This window comes from Mesorhizobium sp. M0772 (assembly GCF_040320135.1).
GTDB lineage: Bacteria > Pseudomonadota > Alphaproteobacteria > Rhizobiales > Rhizobiaceae > Mesorhizobium.
The window spans coordinates 19,546-38,286 of sequence record NZ_JAMYPB010000055.1; the positions used below are offsets into that span (position 1 = coordinate 19,546).

General features: G+C 58.0%; 15 protein-coding genes. 7 read left to right on the forward strand and 8 right to left on the reverse strand.

Going from position 1 to position 18,741, the window contains the following annotated elements; all coding sequences use genetic code 11:
- Positions 1–416: 416 nt before the first annotated feature.
- Together NKI06_RS26460 and NKI06_RS26465 are read right to left on the reverse strand one after the other, a co-directional pair.
- On the reverse strand, positions 417–1,520 hold the full coding sequence (locus NKI06_RS26460) for a mandelate racemase/muconate lactonizing enzyme family protein (protein ID WP_352561596.1): 1,104 nt from the start codon (positions 1,518–1,520) through the stop codon (positions 417–419).
- A gap of 98 nt (positions 1,521–1,618) precedes the next feature.
- Positions 1,619–3,172: an ABC transporter substrate-binding protein gene (locus NKI06_RS26465; protein WP_352987611.1), complete on the reverse strand. Its 1,554-nt coding sequence runs from the start codon at positions 3,170–3,172 to the stop codon at positions 1,619–1,621.
- Between the two features lie 199 nt (positions 3,173–3,371).
- Here NKI06_RS26465 and NKI06_RS26470 point away from each other — a divergent pair, with 199 nt between their 5' ends.
- The 3 genes from NKI06_RS26470 to NKI06_RS26480 are packed head-to-tail and all read left to right on the forward strand — an operon-like array spanning position 3,372 to position 6,875.
- Positions 3,372–4,328, forward strand: a complete 957-nt coding sequence (locus NKI06_RS26470; protein WP_352987612.1) for an ABC transporter permease — start codon at positions 3,372–3,374, stop codon at positions 4,326–4,328.
- A complete protein-coding gene (locus tag NKI06_RS26475) occupies positions 4,325–5,236 on the forward strand; it encodes an ABC transporter permease (protein WP_352561590.1) in 912 nt (303 codons plus the stop codon). Before NKI06_RS26470 ends, NKI06_RS26475 begins: the two co-directional genes overlap by 4 nt.
- A complete protein-coding gene (locus tag NKI06_RS26480) occupies positions 5,223–6,875 on the forward strand; it encodes an ABC transporter ATP-binding protein (protein ID WP_352561588.1) in 1,653 nt (550 codons plus the stop codon). The genes NKI06_RS26475 and NKI06_RS26480 overlap by 14 nt, the downstream gene beginning before the upstream one ends.
- Positions 6,876–6,934: 59 nt before the next feature.
- On the opposite strand, the gene NKI06_RS26485 is transcribed toward NKI06_RS26480, so the two are convergent.
- The 6 genes from NKI06_RS26485 to NKI06_RS26510 are packed head-to-tail and all read right to left on the reverse strand — an operon-like array spanning position 6,935 to position 12,989.
- Positions 6,935–8,041, reverse strand: coding sequence for an alcohol dehydrogenase family protein (locus NKI06_RS26485; RefSeq protein WP_352561586.1), 1,107 nt, complete (start codon positions 8,039–8,041; stop codon positions 6,935–6,937).
- 14 nt (positions 8,042–8,055) lie between these two features.
- Positions 8,056–9,162 (reverse strand): mandelate racemase/muconate lactonizing enzyme family protein, encoded by a 1,107-nt coding sequence (locus tag NKI06_RS26490; RefSeq protein ID WP_352544123.1) that lies wholly within the window; start codon positions 9,160–9,162, stop codon positions 8,056–8,058.
- A complete protein-coding gene (locus NKI06_RS26495) occupies positions 9,159–9,539 on the reverse strand; it encodes a carboxymuconolactone decarboxylase family protein (protein WP_352561584.1) in 381 nt (126 codons plus the stop codon). Before NKI06_RS26495 ends, NKI06_RS26490 begins: the two co-directional genes overlap by 4 nt.
- Positions 9,540–9,551: 12 nt before the next feature.
- Positions 9,552–11,003, reverse strand: a complete 1,452-nt coding sequence (locus tag NKI06_RS26500; RefSeq protein WP_352987613.1) for an aldehyde dehydrogenase family protein — start codon at positions 11,001–11,003, stop codon at positions 9,552–9,554.
- The gene (locus tag NKI06_RS26505) at positions 10,996–12,096 is read right to left on the reverse strand and encodes an aromatic ring-hydroxylating oxygenase subunit alpha (protein WP_352544120.1); all 1,101 of its coding nucleotides are present in this window, start codon (positions 12,094–12,096) and stop codon (positions 10,996–10,998) included. Before NKI06_RS26505 ends, NKI06_RS26500 begins: the two co-directional genes overlap by 8 nt.
- Positions 12,093–12,989 (reverse strand): MurR/RpiR family transcriptional regulator, encoded by an 897-nt coding sequence (locus NKI06_RS26510; protein ID WP_352797638.1) that lies wholly within the window; start codon positions 12,987–12,989, stop codon positions 12,093–12,095. Before NKI06_RS26510 ends, NKI06_RS26505 begins: the two co-directional genes overlap by 4 nt.
- A gap of 72 nt (positions 12,990–13,061) precedes the next feature.
- Between NKI06_RS26510 and NKI06_RS26515 the strand changes: the two genes are divergently transcribed.
- From NKI06_RS26515 to NKI06_RS26530, 4 genes are all read left to right on the forward strand, one after another.
- Positions 13,062–15,539, forward strand: coding sequence for an FAD-dependent oxidoreductase (locus NKI06_RS26515; RefSeq protein WP_352561578.1), 2,478 nt, complete (start codon positions 13,062–13,064; stop codon positions 15,537–15,539).
- Positions 15,532–16,827, forward strand: a complete 1,296-nt coding sequence (locus tag NKI06_RS26520) for an aspartate aminotransferase family protein (protein ID WP_352544117.1) — start codon at positions 15,532–15,534, stop codon at positions 16,825–16,827. The genes NKI06_RS26515 and NKI06_RS26520 overlap by 8 nt, the downstream gene beginning before the upstream one ends.
- A 25-nt stretch (positions 16,828–16,852) precedes the next feature.
- Entirely contained in the window at positions 16,853–18,088 is a 1,236-nt protein-coding gene (locus tag NKI06_RS26525; RefSeq protein ID WP_352544116.1) for an NAD(P)/FAD-dependent oxidoreductase, read from the forward strand.
- A 15-nt stretch (positions 18,089–18,103) separates the two neighbouring features.
- Positions 18,104–18,741: electron transfer flavoprotein subunit beta/FixA family protein (locus NKI06_RS26530; RefSeq protein ID WP_352987614.1), on the forward strand; the 638-nt coding region annotated here is incomplete at its 3' end.

The window sequence follows — 18,741 nt, forward strand, 5'->3', positions numbered from 1 at the left end:
CCCCAGCCGATGCTGGACAATGCCATCGTGAAGGATGTCGCTGCAAAAACATGAGGCCCGATGCCAAGTGGTACACTTGTGGCCCACGGCTGCGAGCTACAAGTGCCATGGTTAGGCTTTCGTCGATTGCTCAATGTCGCTAAGCGTTGATGCCGTCTCCGCTGCGATGAAGACGGTGGCTGCAGGCGAACGACGCCGGTTCGGCTATCGGCGCATCCACATCATGCTTCAACGGCAGGAACCCTGAACCCGCCGACCGGTTGTGAAGGGGGGTGCTGACCAAACCAGGCTCCAGCGCCCGTTTTTCCGTTTGTCGATCATCAGCTTGCCCTGGACCATGGCCGTCGAAGGCCCTTGGATGCAAGCGACTGCAAATGCCGCGAAATCCACGTCGACCGAAATTAGTCTTTTGCTGCTTAGTCAATAACTACCCTCGATTGACCAAGGACGTCAGGGTCAGGATTGACGCCGATCCCTGGTCCGTCTGGCGGCGAAATCTCGCCGCCAATGCGCGCGGGTGCGCCGGCGTCCAGGCGTGGCGCAACATACCCTGACAGGTCGCACGTGTTCAAAAGCCGGCTTACGGGTGTGGCGGCGGCCAAGTGAAGCAAAGCGCCAGTGGTGACGTCGGATCCCCACGTATCCTCGATGCACATCTTGGCACCGAGGTGCAAGCATAGATCGCGAAGACGCCGAAGTGCGCTAAGTCCGCCAGATTTGGAGAGCTTCAACGCGACAGCATCCATACAGCCGAGATTGTAGGCCTTCAGCAAGGAGCCACTGTCATAGCCGTTTTCATCGATTTTCATGGGGAGGCCTGTGGCAGCCCGGACTGCAGTGCACTCTTCCAAGGTCGCGCAAGGCTGTTCCAGCATGACATCGAGTGACGCAACGGCTTTGCCGACGCGGGTCGCGTCTAACCGGGTCGCACCGCAGTTCCAGTCTCCGTAGACGAGAGGACCAGGGCCAACCGCCTCGCGCACTTGCCGAAGCCGCGCTACGTCGGATTCCCAATTGTTGTCCGTACCCAGCTTGACTTGGAACTGCCGCATCCCTTCAGCGAATGCTTCCCGTGCGATACGCGCCATTTCGTCCGGTGCAGTACAGGTAATTGAATGATACAGCGGCATTCGCAGCGCCTGCCGTCCGCCGAGAAGGGCGTAGAGAGGCAATTTTGCAACTTTGCCTGTAATGTCCCAAAGCGCTAAGTCTAGTGCGGATTTCGCGTAAACGTGCCCCTGCAGCCATGCGTCGAGATTCGTCATCAAGGCTTCGGGTCCGACAGGGTCGGCCCCGATGATAACAGGCGCCATGTATTCGAGCGCTGGGCGGACGCCTTCTGCATATGCGGGTAGGTAGTGGGGAATGGGGCACACCTCACCCCACCCAGAGATGTGTTCATCGGTGTCAACGCGAACCAATACCGATGTCACGGTATCGCAGGTTTTTCCGCCCGCCATGTGATAAGCAACATGGCTGGTCAGGGCAACCTCCCAGACCACGAGCCTTGTTATTTTCATACTGGTCCTCGCCCATGCCGTGGTAAATAAACAGTGCACCCGGGGGAGGGTGCGGTGGAAAGACGTGTCACCCGCGGGGTGATCTCATGCTGGCTTTTCTACTCCGTGAACCAAGCGCGCTCGGCCAAACGCGCGCCCGCCATTGAGCGAACGAGATCAGGCCCGACGCCATCGACCTTCGTGCTGTAGCCGTCTAAAGTAGCAGGGAACGCGAAGATGCAATTGCCGCCGTCCTGGCTGCAGATCGCCTGCATTTCCTGATACATCGATCGACGTTTGTCCATGTCGAGCTCCGTGCGGGCGCTTTGCAGCATTTGGCTGAACCGGTCGTTACACCACCGCGTTTCATTCCAGGGAGCGTCGCACTTGAAAGCAAGCGAGAACATCATTCCGGGCGTGGGCCGTGTACCCCAATAGGTCGTGAAGTACGGCCGCTTCATCCAGATGTTGGACCAATATCCATCGTCTGGTTCTCGCTTGACGGCGAGATTGATTCCGGCGGCTCGCGCTTGCTCGGCCATCAGAATGGCAGAATCGACGGCGCCCCCAAAGGCGGCGTCCGCAGCACTAAGTTCCACATTGAGCGACGAGAGCCCGGCCTGCTTCAAATGCCACTTCGCCTTGTCCGGATCGTATTTGCGATGCGGCAAGGACTTATTGAAAAACGGGTCGTTGCTCGCGATCGGCTGGTCATTGCCGACTTCCGCAAACCCCGAGAAGACGCTGGCAACCAGCCTTTCGCGGTCAATTGCGTATTTAATTGCCTCCCGAACATTGTTGTCCGAATAGGGCTTGTTGCTGATGTCCATGGCGCTACCGACGTAGGTGCCGCCCACCGTCTCCACGATTTTTAGTTGCTGGTTTCGCTTTACCAACTGAACGATCTTCGGCTCGACCCGATCAACCGCGTCGACAGCGCCTGTCGTTAGGGCATTAGCCCGAGCTGTAGCGTCATTGATATAAGTGAATTCCACGCCATCGAACCAGGCGCGATCGGCTTTCCAGTAGTTCGGATTGCGATGGGCACTAAGCGTTACACCCGGCTGAAATTTATCGAGGATATAGGGTCCCGTCCCAATAAAGGTGATCCAGTCTTTGAAGCTCTCGGGTACGATCTGAAGGTGGAAATCGCCAAGGATAACAGGGACGTCAACGTCACCGGTTTTGTGTTCAATGACAACGACGTTGTCCCCGTCGGCGCGAATGTCCGCAAAATCCTCAAGCAGGCCCTTTGCCGCCGACTTGGAGTCAGCTGCTGTATGCCTTTTCAGGGAGTAAACCACATCGGCTGAAGTCAGCTTCTTGCCGTTCGTGAATTCCACGCCCTTGCGCAGCTTGAACCTCCAGGTCTTGGCGTCTTTGCTGGCCTCCCAGCTCTCAGCTAACTCCGGAACTGGGCTCTTGTCCGGCGCGAGCTCTACTAGATTGTTTCCAAAAAGCCACCCACAGGCATAGTGGGGATCGGAAAAGTAGGACATGGGATCAAGGCTGTCGACCGTTGCGCCTTGGGAGTAGCCTATGCGTAAAGTTCCCCCTCGCCTGGGTGTCGAGGCCAAAGCCGGGCCGCCGCGCAAGCTGGCGCCTGCAATCGCCGCGGCGCCGGCGACGAGCAAGGTTCGCCGGGTTGGACGCCATGACAGGTGACCATTCATGGAAATTCTCCCATTTTACCCCACTCAGTTTCACCGCTGTTATGGGGCGAAGAACAGCAGCGCTTTGACGAGCATGCCACGGAGGTCCTTCCCGACTTATTTGTTTTGTCCGACCGTCCGTCGGTTGACGAAGGTACGATTGTTTTATTAGGCTGTCCATACAAAAACATTTGTGCCATGACTGTTCGCGGAGGGACCGTTGGGAAACATTTCAAAGCTGATCGTCAAGCGCCTCGCCCTGGGGATTTTTGTCCTATGGGTGGTGTCGCTTTTTATCTTCCTCGGGGTGTCCCTGCTTCCCGGAGATGTGGCGACCGAAATACTGGGCCAGTCCGCCCTCCCTGAAACGGTCGCCGCCTTTCGACACGAGCTGGGGCTCGATCTGCCCCTTCACATCAGATATGTGCACTGGCTCGGCGGATTGCTCACCGGGGATCTCGGACACTCCCTGGCAAACGGGCGTGCCGTCTCACAGTTGATAGGTGAGCGACTGGGCAATACCTTGTTCCTAGCCGGCGTTGCGGCCTGCTTCTCTGTGCCGGGGTCGTTGCTCTTGGGGTTGCTCACTGCGCTTTATCGCGGGTCGGTCTTCGACCGCTTGACGAACGCAATTACACTCACCTGGATCTCATTTCCCGAGTTCTTCGTCGCCTACATCCTGATCATGTTCTTCTCCGTCCAGGCAGGCTGGTTTCCCAGCCTGTCGACGATGAGAGACAGCGACAGTTTTACGCATTCCCTCTACTTGGTGACGTTACCGGCATTGACGCTCACTCTGGTCGTCACCGCCCATATGATGCGCATGACACGGGCGGCAATTATTAGCGTTCTGGGCAGCCCGTTTATAGAGATGGCAAAGCTGAAGGGCATTGGCCAGCGGCGGGTCGTCGTGTGGCATGCGCTGCCCAATGCCCTGGCGCCGATTATCAACGTCGTCGTGATCGATCTGGCCTACCTCATTGTAGGCGTTGTCGTGGTCGAAGTTGTCTTCGTCTATCCGGGGCTCGGGCAGCTGATGATCGACTCCGTTCAGCGCCGCGATGTTACGGTCGTTCAAGCCTGCAGCCTAATATTTGCAGCCACTTACGTTTTGCTGAACATGTTCGCCGACGTGTTGGCGATTGCAACCAATCCGAGGCTTATGTACCCCAAATGAGTACTCCCGCTGATCTTTCCCCGCTGCCGAACATAGCCGCGGCCGGCCGGCCTCATCACCAGGATCCCGGCCGCTTTAGGGCTTTGCTCGAAGGCCTTCGTGTGGCGCCTCTAAGCGCATGGTTCGGTCTTGTCATCGTGGTCATCTACGTCGTGGTTGCGCTATTTGCGTCCGTGATTGCCCCATACGGGGAAGGCCAGGTGGTTGGATCACAGTTTGATCCGTGGACTGCCCAGCATCTATTGGGTACCGACAATCTTGGTCGGGACACGCTGTCGCGATTAGTATACGGTGCACGAAACACCGTCGGCATCGCGTTTTTGACGACATCGCTTGCCTTTCTTATTGGTGGCAGCGCCGGGCTTGTCGCGGCTGTCGTCGGCGGTTGGGTCGACCAAGCCCTGGCGCGACTGGTAGACATCCTGATGGCAGTCCCGCAGCTGATTTTCGCCTTGCTGCTGCTTACGATTTTCGGTGCGTCGGTCACTTCGTTGATTTCGATTATTGCCGTGCTCGACGCGACGCGCGTCTTTCGCCTGGCGCGCGCGGCTGGAATGAACATCGCGGTGATGGATTATGTGGAGGTAGCGCGCCTGCGGGGGGAGGGGCTGATCTGGATACTCTCTCGTGAGGTGTTGCCGAACATTTTGCCTCCGCTCGTGGCGGAGTTCGGTTTGCGTTTTTGCTTCGTTTTTCTCCTGATCAGCTCCCTTTCGTTTTTGGGCATCGGCCTGCAGCCACCCACAGCAGACTGGGGCTCCATGGTGAGGGACAACGCAATTCTTATCACCTACGGTGATATCACCCCACTGTTGCCCGCCGCCGCCATTGCCCTTCTGACGGTCGGAGTAAATTTTCTAGTGGATTGGTTTCTGCACGAATCGAGCGGTTTAGATGACGAAACTTGATAGCGTCCGCAGCACCAAAGGCGACGTCATACTGGATGTGAAAGGCCTTCGAGTCCGAGGCAAAAGCAAAGCCGGTTGGGCCGAGATCGTCAAAGGGATTGATCTCACGCTGCGACGCGGTGAGATCCTTGGTCTTATCGGCGAATCCGGCGCCGGCAAGTCGACGATAGGGCTTGCAGCGCTCGGGTATGTTAAACCTGGTTGCCGGATCACGGATGGGACCATTCTGTTCGCCGGCGAAGATTTAAGCGAGCTTTCCGAGGCAGAATTGCGCCGGCTGCGAGGCGTGAGGATCGCCTACGTCGCTCAGTCGGCGGCAGCTGCCTTCAATCCAGCGCACAGGCTTGTCGATCAATATACCGAAGTTGCCGTCGTTCACGGTGTTCGCGATGCTTCGTCCGCGCGCGCTGAGGCGGTCGAACTTTATCGAAAGCTGCATCTGCCCAATCCGGAGTCCTTCGGCGAGCGCTTCCCGCACCAGGTCTCCGGCGGCCAGTTGCAACGGGCGATGGTGGCGATGGCGTTGGCTTGCAAGCCGGATATCATCGTCTTCGACGAGCCCACGACGGCCCTTGATGTGACCACTCAAATCGAGGTGCTGGCAGCGATCAAGGATGTTGTCCGCGATTTCCACACCGCGGCTATCTATATCACCCATGATCTGGCGGTTGTCGCCCAGCTCGCCGATCGCATCATGGTGCTCCGGCACGGCGAACTGGTCGAAGAAGGCAAGACCCGGCAGATCTTAGAGCGGCCTTCGGCCGGCTATACGCGCCAGCTCCTGAGGCGTGATGCTCCAAAAAGCGAAACAACGACCGCAAGTCGAAAGATCCTAACCGTCTCCTCCGTGGATGCCGCCTACGGCTCGATCAAGGTACTCCATGACGTCAGCCTCTCCGTAGGGGAGGGCGCTACGGTAGCAGTGGTGGGTGAGTCAGGCTCGGGGAAATCAACACTCGCGCGCGTCGTTACCGGCCTGCTGCCGTGCAGCAAAGGTACCCTTTTATTCGAAGGCAGAGCGATTGATTCCTCGCTCAAACGCCGCAGCCTGGACTTGCGCCGACGCATTCAGCTTGTTCATCAAATGCCCGACACATCGTTGAATCCGCGCCACCGCGTGCGGGAGGTACTTGGACGGCCCCTGACCTTCTACCACGGGCTCACGGGGCGCGTTCGCACAGGAGGCATCATTGAGCTGCTTGAGCAGATCGAGCTGGATCCCAATTTTCTGGATCGCTTTCCCGAAGAGCTCTCAGGTGGCCAGAAACAGCGCTTGTGCATCGCGCGGGCCTTAGCCGCGAAGCCCGATCTGATCATTTGTGACGAGGTAACATCGGCCCTCGATCAATCGGTGGCGCAGGGCATCCTTAGGCTGCTGATGGACCTGCAAAAGAATCTCGGAGTTTCATATCTGTTCATCACGCATGACTTGCAGACCGTTAGAGCTATCGCAGACGAAGTCGTTGTGATGAATCAAGGGCGCATCGTTGAGCAAGGCCCGAAGGATGAGTTCTTCGCCCCTCCACATCATCCTTACACGCAGCTCCTGCTAACCTCGGTTCCACAGATGGACCCGGAATGGTTGGACTCGATCCGAGAGACCCGTGCAGCGCTCGCCAGAGCGGTCAGCCTAGCCTAACAGGCTTCAGGCGGCGGCTTAAGTTACAGGGGCCGATAGCCCCCGTTGGAGACTCGCGCCTAGTGCGTGGTGACCACGATGTTCCCGACGTGCTGTTTATTCATAAACGCCTGCTGTGCTTGGGGGAGCTCTCGCAGAGGGTACTGCGCTGCCAGAAGTGGCTTCAGCAGTCCCTGCTCGATGAGGACTACAAGTCGCCTAGCAGTGCCAGGTGGCACAATGGTTGCGCCAGTGAGCTGCAGATCCTTGTAGATGAGCTGTCGCAAATCGAACTCGACGGTAGGCCCTGAAATGGCGCCGGAGCTGGAATACCGTCCCCCCTGGCGTAAAGCCTCAATGAGATGACTGAAAATCTTGCCTCCGACGACGTCAATCGCGACATCGACCTGGCCGCCTACCGCTGACCGGATTGCGTCTGACAGGGCAGGTGTGTTTCGATCGAGGACCGCATATGCGCCCAGTTCTCTAAGGCTGGACACCTTCGACGGGCTCGCTATAGCAACGATACGCGCTCCGCGCAGCCGACACAGTTGCACCGCGGCCGACCCGACACCCCCCGAAGCTCCCGCGATCACCACTGTCTCACCGGGACGAAGGTCCGTTCGCGCCACAAGGTTCTCGGCCGTCGTGTACGCGCAGGGGAATGTTGCAAGCTCGGCATCGGAAAGGTCGGTGTCGATAGGCAGCGCATTGCCGGAGCGTATGACCGTATATTCGGCAAAGCCGCCGTCGCACTCCGATCCGAAATAGATCGCATTGGCAAGGTCCATCCAATCACCGGTGCCAAGCAACCAGGGATCCACTATAACCCGCTCACCAATTCGTGCGGCATCCACCCCCTCACCGACACCGACGATGGTACCAGCGACATCAGCGCCCTGGATCAAAGGGAACCGAACCGGCGCACCCCCCCAGCTTCCTTCCTCCGATCGAGCGTTGGCAAAGCCATCGCTGCCGGTCGATGGGGTAATTCCATCTGTCACCGATTTGGAATACCAGGCCGTGCGAGTGTTGATGTCCGTATTGTTCAAACCACAGGCACCGACTCTGATCAGAACCTGCCCATCGGCCGGCACCGGAATGGGCCAATCTTCACGATAGTCGAGTTTATCCAGGCCGCCGTGGCCAGTAAGTACAACGGCACGCATTACGGATTGTGAGCTCATGCGGAATTCCCGAATTAATGGAACGTCGACACTGGTGTCCCAAGCCGGTCGGCGTCGGGGCTCACTCCCAAGCCAGGCGCCGAGGGGGGCGTGGCATAGCCTTTGACGTTCCGCGCCCCTTGACCTGGAACAGGATCGACGGCCAGGTGGTGATGACAAAGCCAGCTCGCGAGTCTGTTTTCGCGCGGGGTGGAGGACGCAAGGTGTATGGCTGCCGTGTCGGCTAGAGCAGATCCCCCAAGATCCTCCAAATGCATCTGCCAGCCGACAGACACGCCGAAGTCGCGAATTTGCCTTGCCTTGGTCAGCCCGCCAACCCGATTGGGCTTCACCTTGACGCCCTCGCACCCACCGACCTTCCACGCATCAAGATGATCCTGGAAGGTATGCAGACACTCATCGAGCATAATAGGCTGTTTCACCCGGCTTGCCACTTGGGCGCATTGCGCAAGGGTTTCGCAAGGCTGCTCGACCCATCCACGCAAGGCGACATTATTCAACACTTGAACCGCGACGGCAGGAACCCAGGCGCGGTTCACGTCATAGGTGACAGTTTCGTCGGGGCGCAAAGCCGCTTCGATTGCCTCGATTCTCGAGATGTCAACGACAGGATCACTGCCACCAACCTTCGCCGAATGCGTCCGATATCCATGCTCGTAGGCCTGACGGATAAGCGCGATCATCTCGTCGTTCGATCCGGTGGAAATAGACGAGTTGACGGCAACCGGGTCGGCTTTGTCGCCTCCAAGCAACCGCCAAAGAGGCATTCCAGAAACGCGCCCCAGTATGTCCCAGCACGCCATGTCGAGTGCCGATTTGACGTAGAGGTGGCCAGGCAAGGCAACGTCCATCGTTCGATTAATGGCGTCGAGAGCGCAAGGATCCTGCCCCAATAGAGAGGGCGCCAGCGTTCCAATTCCAGCGCGAATACCAGGCCCATGGGCGGGTAGGTAGGTATTGCCCCAGGGGCATCCTTCACCCCACCCTGAGATGCCCTCATCGGTGTCGATCCGGACGAACGTGCTGTCGAGCTTGTCAAAGCGAAGTCGTCCTCCCGATAGCCAATATGGTTTCGAGAGAGGCAAGTCTACCTGCCAAACAGTTATACCGGTGATCTTCATAGCAACCCTTGCTCCTGCAGCACTTTGCGGGCAACGCGAAAGCACTCGAGCGCTTGGGGAACGCCGCAATAGATGCCGACAACGTGGACAACAGCGCGGATTTCGTCCGTTGAGACGCCATTGGTAATGGCGCCGCGGCAATGGGTTTCCCATTCATGCATTTTGCCCAAAGCGCCGATCATGGCGAGGTTCATCAGCGAACGCGTTTTCGCGTCGATCGTCTCATCTCCCCAACCAAAACCCCAACACCATGCTGTCATCGCCTCTTGAAAGGGCCGGGTGAAATCATCGGCCGCAGCGAGATTGGCTTCGACGTACTTCGCTCCTAACGTCGCCTTGCGCTTGGCAAGGCCGACGTCAAACAAATCCTGTTGCAACGGAGTTCTCCTTCAGCGAATGGCAATCGCGATGTTTTTGGTTTGCAGGTAGTTCCAAAGCGCCTCTCGGCCCTTTTCGCGGCCGTAGCCCGATTTGCCGTAGCCGCCAAAGGGTGTCTCGACGCCGCCGGCGTACCACTCATTGACGAACACCTGTCCGGCTCTTAAGCGCCGGGCGGTCTTCATCGCGCGATCGACATCTGCCGTGAAGATACCGGAGACCAAGCCATAATCGGTGCCGTTCGCCAGGCGCACCGCCTCATCGTCACTGCCGAACTTCAAAACCGAGAGAACTGGCCCAAAGACTTCCTCTCGTGCGATCGTCATATCCGGTGTTACGTTGTCGAAGACAGTCGGCTCCAAGAAAAATCCTGGACGGTTGAGGCGCCTGCCACCGACAACCGCACGCCCTCCCTGCCGCTCGGCTTGCTGGCACATGGATTCAGCTCGATTTCGCTGCGAGTCCGAAATCATGGCACCCATGTTGGGACCGAATTCTGGCCTATCCACGCCAGGACCTGCTGAAATGGAGCGCGCCATGTCCGCAACCCGCTCAACAACTTCGTCGTGCACGTCCTCATGCACGATCAGCCGAGACATAGCCGAACACACCTGGCCCGCGTTGAAGAAAATCCCCCAACGAACATTCGACACGAGGTGGTCCAGGTTCGCGTCCGGCCAAGCGATCGCGGCGGACTTACCGCCCAATTCAAGCACACATGGAACGACATTTTTTGCAGCGGCCGACGCGATACTGACCCCTGTCGGAACCGAGCCGGTGAAGACGATCTGATTTACGTCGGGGTGGCTGACGAGGGTCCCGCCCGCCTCGCGGCCCAAGCCGCAGAGAATGTTCACCGCCCCCCGCGGCAGCCCCGCGTACTCGGCGGCGCTTGCGATGAACGAATTGGTCAGAGGGTCGAGTTCAGGCGTCTTTACGACGCACGCGTTGCCTGCTGTCAGAGCCGCCGACAACGAGCGTGCGGTCATCTCAAGTGGATAGTTCCAGGGGACGACATGCGCGGATACGCCGAACGGTTCATAGACCGTGAAATCGTAGTAGCCGTCTCCGAGAGGTATGGAACGACCTTCGATCGTTTCGCACTGATTGCCGTAGTACTCGAAATATCGAGCCGCCCCTTCGACCTCGATGCGGGCCTCCCAAAGCGGTTTGCCCGCTTCGCGGCATAGGACATAGGCAACCTCATCGATATGATCGAGCAGATAGGTACCCATCGCTCGCACCATTCGCCCCCGCTTGACGGGGCGCATTTCTGTCAACGCGCCGGACTCATGACAGGCCTTGGCGGCCTTCACGGCGCGATCAACGTCCTGCGCGCTCGCCAGGGCCTGCTGCGCAAGCGCATCTCCAGTTGCAGGATCATCCACGGTGAGATTGCCCGCACCGCCGTCGACCCACTCGCCATCTATATAGTTCTGCCAATAGGCCTTGATCTCAGACATCGACACCTTCACGCATCCACTGCTGCAACATTCGTACCGAGTGCTCGGAGTTCACACCGCAGTTCGGATCGATAACGAGCGGACCCGGCCTGTATCCGCGACTGTGCAAGCCACGCTGGACGGCCTCGACGATATGGATATCCTCTTCGACGGTTGTTGCCCTGTCTTGGATCGCCAATTTTCGGATGATGTCGGAATCGGCTCCGTCGATCGTATACCAACCACGCCAGACGACGACTTCGTCGACATTCTTGATACGCCAGTTGTAGGTGTTGAGAATATTGCCGGGATAAACCTGAAAGGAAAATGTCGGCCAAAGAAACCAGGACGAATATTCTCCAGCGCGCGCATTGGCGTTGAGGTCAATGGGATAACTCATTCGGTCGAGATTCTGGCATTCGGTAGTATGACGCAGACAATAGCCCTGAGGCTGGATGTCATATGTTTCGGGCTTTATAACCCCGGTAGCAAAGGTCTTGTGGTTCAGAGCACAGTGGTAGCATTCGGAGTAGTTCTCGATCGATACCTTCCAGTTGCAGCTTTCAGGAATCTCAACCCATTCCAGAGGCTTCAGCTGGTCGATGTGAGGGACAAATTCCGTCAGCTCCTGCCGAACCTTTGGGAACCATTCGTCCATCGGTTTGGCGTCCGGGTCGAGATTGACAAAAACAAATCCGCAAAACAGTTCGACTTTCACGCTCGTCAGACAGATGTCGTTGCGATCGAACCCCGGGACGGCGTTGACGTTGGGACCGCCTCGCAGCTTGCCCGTGAGTTCATAGGTCCAAGCGTGGTAGGGGCATACCAGCAGCCGAGCGTTCCCGCTTCCCCTTACCAATTCGTGCGCGCGATGCTGGCATACATTGTAAAAAGCGCGGACCTGGCTATCTCTGTCGCGAATGCAAAACAGGCTCTGCCCTGCGAGCTCAAAGGTGAAGTAGTCGCCAGGTTTCTCCACCAAAGAGGAGTGGCCTGCGAATTGCCACGTCCGGCTCAGGAGTCCGTCTTCTTCCTTGGCGAAGATGGTAGGATCGGTATAGTAGCGCGCTTCCAGCGATCGCAGGGGTTTCGGCGGCTCGGACGAAACGTTCATCGTGGTTCCTCTTTCCAATAGACACCAAGCTCGTAGCGGCGCTTATGAAACCGCTCGATATTATTGACTGCATCGGCCGCCGCTTCAGCCACCACGAAAGCAACGATCGTTTCAAAAAGCGCCGTCAAGGCAACGGTCGACGGGAAAAACTGTGGTGTGTCGGTCGGGAGGACGAAACGTTGGTCGGCGCGGGCCAGGATAGGGGACGCGGGACTGTCGGAGATGCCAACGACCTTGATGCCATAGGCGCGAGACAACTCTACGGCCTCGACAACCTCGCGCCGGTACGGCTTGAACGTCATCGCTATCAAGAGATCGCCCTTCTCGGCGCGGACCAACCCGTCCACAGGAAGGGATCCCTCGCGTGGAATCGCAACGACGCTGTCCACTGCCATGCTTGCCAGATAGGCGAAATTTCGCGCAACCGAACTCGCAAAACCCAAGCCCAAGACGTAGGTGGTGCGCGCTTTTACAATGGAATCCGCCAGTTTCTTGATCTCGGATGCGCTTGTTCCCGAAAACAGACCTTCGATATTTTCGATCGACGTCGATGCCATCTGGCTATAGAGGCTGGCTAGTTTCCCGCCTTTGGATAGCGACTGCAGCCAGCGGGCCCGGTCGGGAAAGTCCTCACGTCCGCGCATCACTTGCTCGCGAAAGGGTTTTCGAAAATCCTCGTAGCCCTCAAAACCAAGCGCGCGCGCCATTCGCACCAGCGTGTTGGGCTTTACGTCTGCGCCTTGCGCCATGCTTCTGATCGACGTGATGCTGATCATGTTCGAATTCTCGAGCACGTGGGCAGCTGCCTTTTGCAACTCGGGAGTGAATGTAGATAGGCGGCTCGTCAGATCGTCGAGAACCGTTGTGGCTGTTTTTCCGTTTGGTACAGTCATGTGTTTCATCCTTGACAATCGTACACTTGTTCGGTAGCCCTGTCTACAGGCAGTTTTCTTGGAGAGACGACAATGACCATATCTCACGCGCGGGTAGTAATCATAGGCGGGGGCATCATGGGATGCGGCCTCGTCTATCACCTCGCGCATGAAGGCTGGACCGACATCGTTTTGTTGGAGAAGGCCGAGTTAACGTCGGGATCGACGTGGCATGCCGCTGGGCAGATCACGCATTCGACGTCGAGTTTTTCGCTCGGAAAATGCGTCGGCTACAATATCGATCTCTATTCCAAGGTGCTCGAAAAGGAGACCGGACAATCCGTAACCTGGCACGGCTGTGGCTCTTTGCGGCTGGCTTACACGGATGATGAACTCGACTGGCTCCGTCAGACCCTGAGCGTCGGAAAGGCGCTGGGCTTCACCATGGAATTGGTAGATCTGGAGCGCATCAGAGAGCTTCATCCCTTTTATAATCTCGAAGGGGTACAGGCGGCACTGTACACGCCGGATGACGGCCATGTTGACCCTTCCGGCGCCACCTTCGCACTTGCGCAGGGTGCACGTCAGCTCGGGGCCAAGATCGTACGGCAATGTCGGGTCATGCACGTAAAGCCAGAGCCCAATGGCGAATGGCGCGTCTTTACGGAACAGGGCGAGATCGTTTGCGAGCATGTCGTTAACGCGGGCGGCACTTACGCGCGCCAGGTTGGAAAATGGGTTGGGCTCGATGTCCCCACCACCTCCATGACCCACCATTACCTGATAACGGACACTGTTCCGGAATTCATGATGCTAGAAAAGGAGCTTCCCGTCGTTCGGGATGATCGTTTGGTATCCGGCTACGTCCGGATGGAGCAGAAGTCCGGTTTGATCGGCATCTACGAGAAGGCGAATCCCAATGCCGTTTGGATCGAAGGTTGTCCGTGGGAAGCCGAGCATGAGTTGTTCGAGCCCAATTACGATCGCATTATGCCCTGGCTCGAAAATGCGATGGGTCGGATGCCCGTGCTTTCTCAGCTCGGCATCAAGCGGGCTGTGCATGGCGCCATTTCACACCCCCCGGACGGGAACCCACTCATCGGCCCAGCGCCTGGGCTTAAGAACTTTTGGCTCAATTGCGGCTGTCAGATTGGTATCGGTTGGGGGCCTGGGCTGACGCGCGAACTGGCCCGTTGGATGGTTCACGGCGCCGCCGACATCAACATGCGCGACTACGACCCCCGGCGTTTTGGCAAGTTTGCCGATCAAGACTATCAGGTCATCAAGGCAAAAGAAGATTACCTTCTGCGCCATGAAATACCCTTCCCGCACCTCAACCGTCATGATGGGCGGCCGGTCAAGCCAAGCGCACTTTACGACCGCCTGCAGAAGCGCGGCGCTGTGTTCGAAGAGGTCTATGGTTGGGAACGCCCCCGCTGGTTCGCGAAGGACGGTCTTGAGCAGAAGGACTATTACTCGTTTCGGCGACCCGCCTGGTTTCCGCTCGTTCAGAAGGAAATCAGCGCGGTGCGCGAGTGTGCCGGCCTGATGGATATCTCGGCCTTCTCGAAGGTTCAGGTGTCGGGCCCGGATGCTGCCGGGTTCGTTGATCGACTGATACCGAACCGCCTCCCATCGAAAACCGGCCGAATTGCTCTTACGCATTTGCTCAACGATAGAGGGCGCATCGAGCTGGAAACGACCATCGTTCGCTTGGCGGATGACAGCTTCTACTTCACCTGCGCTGCCTTCTTCGAACAGCGACTCCTGGACCACCTGACGTTTGCGCGTACGGCGAACGAGTCCGTGACCATCACTAATCTCTCGGACAGGTGGGGGGCGCTTGCGCTTAACGGGCCACGGTCACGCGACATTCTGGGACCGAATACCGAGGCTGCTCTTACAAACGCGGCTTTTCCCTGGCTGACGGCTCAAGAAATCGAAGTCGCCGGGCAGAAGGTTTGGGCGTTTCGCATGTCCTATGCGGGCGAGCTGGGCTGGGAATTCCATACCTCTAGAGAAAGCCTGCCGGCTATCTACGACGCCCTGCATGCCACCGGCAGCGCCTTCGGCTTAGTCGACTACGGCTCATTCGCAATGAACGTCATGCGCTTGGAAAAGATGTTCAAGGGAGCAGGGGAATTGACCAATGAAGTGACGCTTCCAGAGGCCGACGTCATGCGTTTCGTCAAGTTGGACAAGCCTCAATTTGCTGGAAGGCAGGCTACGTTGGAAGCAATGGAGAGAGGACCGAGTTGGATTTGCGCTTATCTTGCGATCGAAGCCGACGGCGTGTCCGACGGAAATGGCGGCGAAGCTGTCTTGCTGGGTGATCGGCAGGTCGGGTCCGTCAGCTCCATTGCCTATTCCCCGACTGCCGGGAAAATCCTGGCGTTCGCCTATGTCGCTCCCGAAGCTGCGCAGGTCGGAACGAATTTGCAGGTCATGGTGCTCGGCGAGCCTCGAGCGGCGACAGTTCTCGGCGACGCCGTCTTCGATCCCAACAATGAACATCCACGGGTTGATGCTGAAAGCTCAAGCCCGACCAAGAAGGTTGCGGCACATGCTTGACACCGTCGTGAATGCTAGCGCCAAACAAAGCGATTGGGTGAGCCGTGCGAAGGCGGTCTTACCCGGCGGTGGATTTGGAAATTTTGATCCTTCCATCGTCATACGAGAAGGCCATGGCGCTCATGTCTGGGACGAGAATGGCAAGGAGTATATCGACTTTTTGATAGGCTCGGGACCTATGATCCTAGGTCATGACAATGCCGAGGTCATTGAGGCCATTCGCGAGCAAACGACACGGGGTCTCACCTTTTTCGCCAGTAACAGGCATGCGATCGAACTTGCGGAAGTCATCTGCGAGGCGGTGCCGTGTGCAGAACAGCTTCGATATGTTTCGACAGGCGGCGAGGCGGATATGTACGCTATGCGTCTCGCACGAGCGCATACTGGTCGCGATAAAATACTGAAGTTTGAGGGCGGCTATCACGGGATGTCGTCTGAAGCGCTGATCAGTGTTTTTCCGGACCGAATTGAGAATTATCCCAACGGCGTTCCAGACTCGGCCGGGATTCCCGAGCAAGTCCGTGACGGCGTCTTTGTCGCGCCATTCAATGACGTAGAATTCGTGCGTCAATTCCTGGCTGAGCATGGCTCGAAGATCGCCGGAATCATAGTAGAGCCGCTCCAGCGCTTGATCCCACCGGCGCCAGGTTTTCTGGAGACATTGCGCGAGGAATCGTCGAAGCGAGGCATTGTTCTAATCTTCGACGAAGTTGTCACCGGATTCCGCCTGGCCTACGGCGGCGCTCAGGAGCGATACGGCGTGGTGCCCGATTTATGCACCTTGGGCAAGATCATCGGAGGCGGCCTTCCGCTTGCATCGGTTGCGGGGAAGACGGAGATCATGGCCCACTTCGACAAAGCAGCTGTTGGGAAGGACGGGTTCACCCTTCAGATCGGGACGCTAAGCGGTAATCCTCTTGCCGCTGTGGCCGGACTCAAAACCTTGGAGATCCTGCGTCGACCCAGTAACTACGACCGACTTCGCGGATATGGCGTAACGGTCATGGGAATGCTTAGCAACGCGCTCGACCAAACCGGTATCGCGTACCAGATCGTCGGCGATCCAGTGCTGTTTGACGTGGTCTTCACTGAGCAAACCGTGAAATCTTATCAAGACGTCGCAAAAGGCAATTCCGCGGCGGCCGGTACATTTAATACCGCCCTGCGTGAGAAGGGGATCTTCAAGTCTCCGGGTAAGATCTACCCATCCCTTGCCCTGACCGACAGTGATCTGGCCTGGACGAAAGAAGCAATCGATCACGCTGCGACTAGACTAGTGGCAGCATAGAGCAAAAGCACCCCCTGAGGAACATATGCAGGACAATGTTGTCATTGTCGGCACGGGGCAGGCTGCGCTCTCGTGTGCCGTAAAGTTACGCGACTCCGGCTACGACGGCGCCGTTACCATGCTTGGTGATGAGCCATGGCTGCCTTACCAAAGGCCTCCGCTGTCCAAGGCCTACCTGAAGGGCGAGACAACAGCGGAGCGATTGGAATTTCGTCCTCAGGAGTTCTACGCTAAGGCCGGAATTATGGTCGAGCGAGGAAGTTCCGTTAGCACCGTCGATCGCAACACCCGAACTGTTAGGACATTTGACGGCAGAAGTTATTCTTATAGCAAGCTCGTTTTAGCCACAGGATCACGGGCGCGGGCCCTTCCAGAAGAGACGACGCACGGCCTGGACGGGATCCTGACCCTGAGGAGCATCGCGGATGCCGATCGCCTTCGGAGCGCGTTAGCAAGCGCAAAGCGCATCGTCGTCGTTGGCGGCGGTTACGTGGGGCTGGAAGTTGCTTCGGTTGCTGTTCGAATGGGCAATGCGGTCACCATTGTCGAAATGGCTGACCGGGTCCTCAAGCGCGTCGCAGGCGCTCCAACAGCTCAAGCGATCGAAGAACTTCATGTGCGCCACGGTGCGACCATCCTAACCAATGAGCAGCTGAAAGGATTTTCCGGCGACAGCGGCAAAGTCTCGAGCGTATCTTTGCAAAGCGGGAGGATGCTCCCTGCCGATTTGGTGCTGGTTGCGATTGGTGGCATGGCGAATGTTGAGCTCGCCGCGCAAGCCGGCCTGATAGTCGAAAATGGCATCGTTGTTGGCAAATTCGGTCAGACCTCCGACCCCAACATCTATGCGGCTGGTGATTGTGCCGCTTTTCCTTTTGGCAGCCGGTCAATCCGCCTGGAATCGGTACAAAACGCCATCGAGCAGGGCAGTGTCGTCGCTAATGCCATTTTGGGAAGACCGGTGGCATACGAGCCCGTCCCATGGTTTTGGAGCGACCAATACGACACCAAGTTGCAAACAGCTGGTCTGGCGCTTGATTACGATGACATCCTCGCAGTGTCGGCGGAACCGGGCTGTTCAGCGTTTTGGTACTTTCGCGATGGCTTGGCCGTGGCCGTTGACACGATGAATGATGCAAGAACGCACATGGTAGCGCGCCGGCTCTTCGGAGCTCGTGTCGAGCTTCCGCGGGAACTGCTCCTAAAACCCGACTTCAACCTCATGCAGTACGCACGCACAGCCGCCGCGCCGTCTGGGTGAATAAAGGAAAATCCGATGAAAGTGCTTGTGCCCGTGAAGCGGGTTGTGGATGCGAACGTCAAGGTTCGTGTGAAGGCTGATGGTTCGGCGGTGGAACTCGCCAACGTCAAGATGGCGATGAACCCGTTCGACGAAATCGCGGTGGAAGAGGCGATCCGGCTGAAGGAAGCCGGCAAGGCCGAAGAGATCATCGTCGTATCGATCGGCGCGCAGCAGGCGCAGGAAACCCTGCGCACCGCGCTCGCCATGGGCGCCGACCGCGCCATCCTGGTCAAGACCGACGAGCGGACCGAGCCGCTCGGCGTCGCCAAGGTGCTGAAGGGCGTCGTCGACGCCGAACAGCCCGGCCTCGTCATCCTCGGCAAACAGGCGATCGACGACGACAGCAACCAGACCGGCCAGATGCTGGCGGCACTGCTGGGCTGGGCGCAGGGCACCTTCGCTTCCAAGATCGTGCTCGACGGCGACAAGGCCAAGGTGACCCGCGAGGTCGATGGCGGCCTGCAGACGGTGGAGCTGAAGATGCCGGCGATCATCACCGCCGACCTCCGCCTCAACCAGCCGCGCTATGCCTCGCTGCCCAACATCATGAAGGCCAAGAAGAAGCAGCTCGACGAGAAACCCCCGGCCGACTACGGCGCCGACGTCCAGCC

What these genes read in the sequence shown, in the direction of transcription:
- NKI06_RS26485 (WP_352561586.1), bottom strand. Translation starts at nt 8,041, where the DNA reads ATGAGCTCACAATCCGTAATGCGTGCCGTTGTACTTACTGGCCACGGC.
- NKI06_RS26465 (WP_352987611.1), bottom strand. Translation starts at nt 3,172, where the DNA reads ATGAATGGTCACCTGTCATGGCGTCCAACCCGGCGAACCTTGCTCGTC.
- NKI06_RS26500 (WP_352987613.1), bottom strand. Translation starts at nt 11,003, where the DNA reads ATGTCTGAGATCAAGGCCTATTGGCAGAACTATATAGATGGCGAGTGG.
- NKI06_RS26510 (WP_352797638.1), bottom strand. Translation starts at nt 12,989, where the DNA reads ATGACTGTACCAAACGGAAAAACAGCCACAACGGTTCTCGACGATCTG.
- NKI06_RS26505 (WP_352544120.1), bottom strand. Translation starts at nt 12,096, where the DNA reads ATGAACGTTTCGTCCGAGCCGCCGAAACCCCTGCGATCGCTGGAAGCG.
- NKI06_RS26490 (WP_352544123.1), bottom strand. Translation starts at nt 9,162, where the DNA reads ATGAAGATCACCGGTATAACTGTTTGGCAGGTAGACTTGCCTCTCTCG.
- NKI06_RS26520 (WP_352544117.1), top strand. Translation starts at nt 15,532, where the DNA reads ATGCTTGACACCGTCGTGAATGCTAGCGCCAAACAAAGCGATTGGGTG.
- NKI06_RS26475 (WP_352561590.1), top strand. Translation starts at nt 4,325, where the DNA reads ATGAGTACTCCCGCTGATCTTTCCCCGCTGCCGAACATAGCCGCGGCC.
- NKI06_RS26460 (WP_352561596.1), bottom strand. Translation starts at nt 1,520, where the DNA reads ATGAAAATAACAAGGCTCGTGGTCTGGGAGGTTGCCCTGACCAGCCAT.
- NKI06_RS26525 (WP_352544116.1), top strand. Translation starts at nt 16,853, where the DNA reads ATGCAGGACAATGTTGTCATTGTCGGCACGGGGCAGGCTGCGCTCTCG.
- NKI06_RS26515 (WP_352561578.1), top strand. Translation starts at nt 13,062, where the DNA reads ATGACCATATCTCACGCGCGGGTAGTAATCATAGGCGGGGGCATCATG.
- NKI06_RS26480 (WP_352561588.1), top strand. Translation starts at nt 5,223, where the DNA reads ATGACGAAACTTGATAGCGTCCGCAGCACCAAAGGCGACGTCATACTG.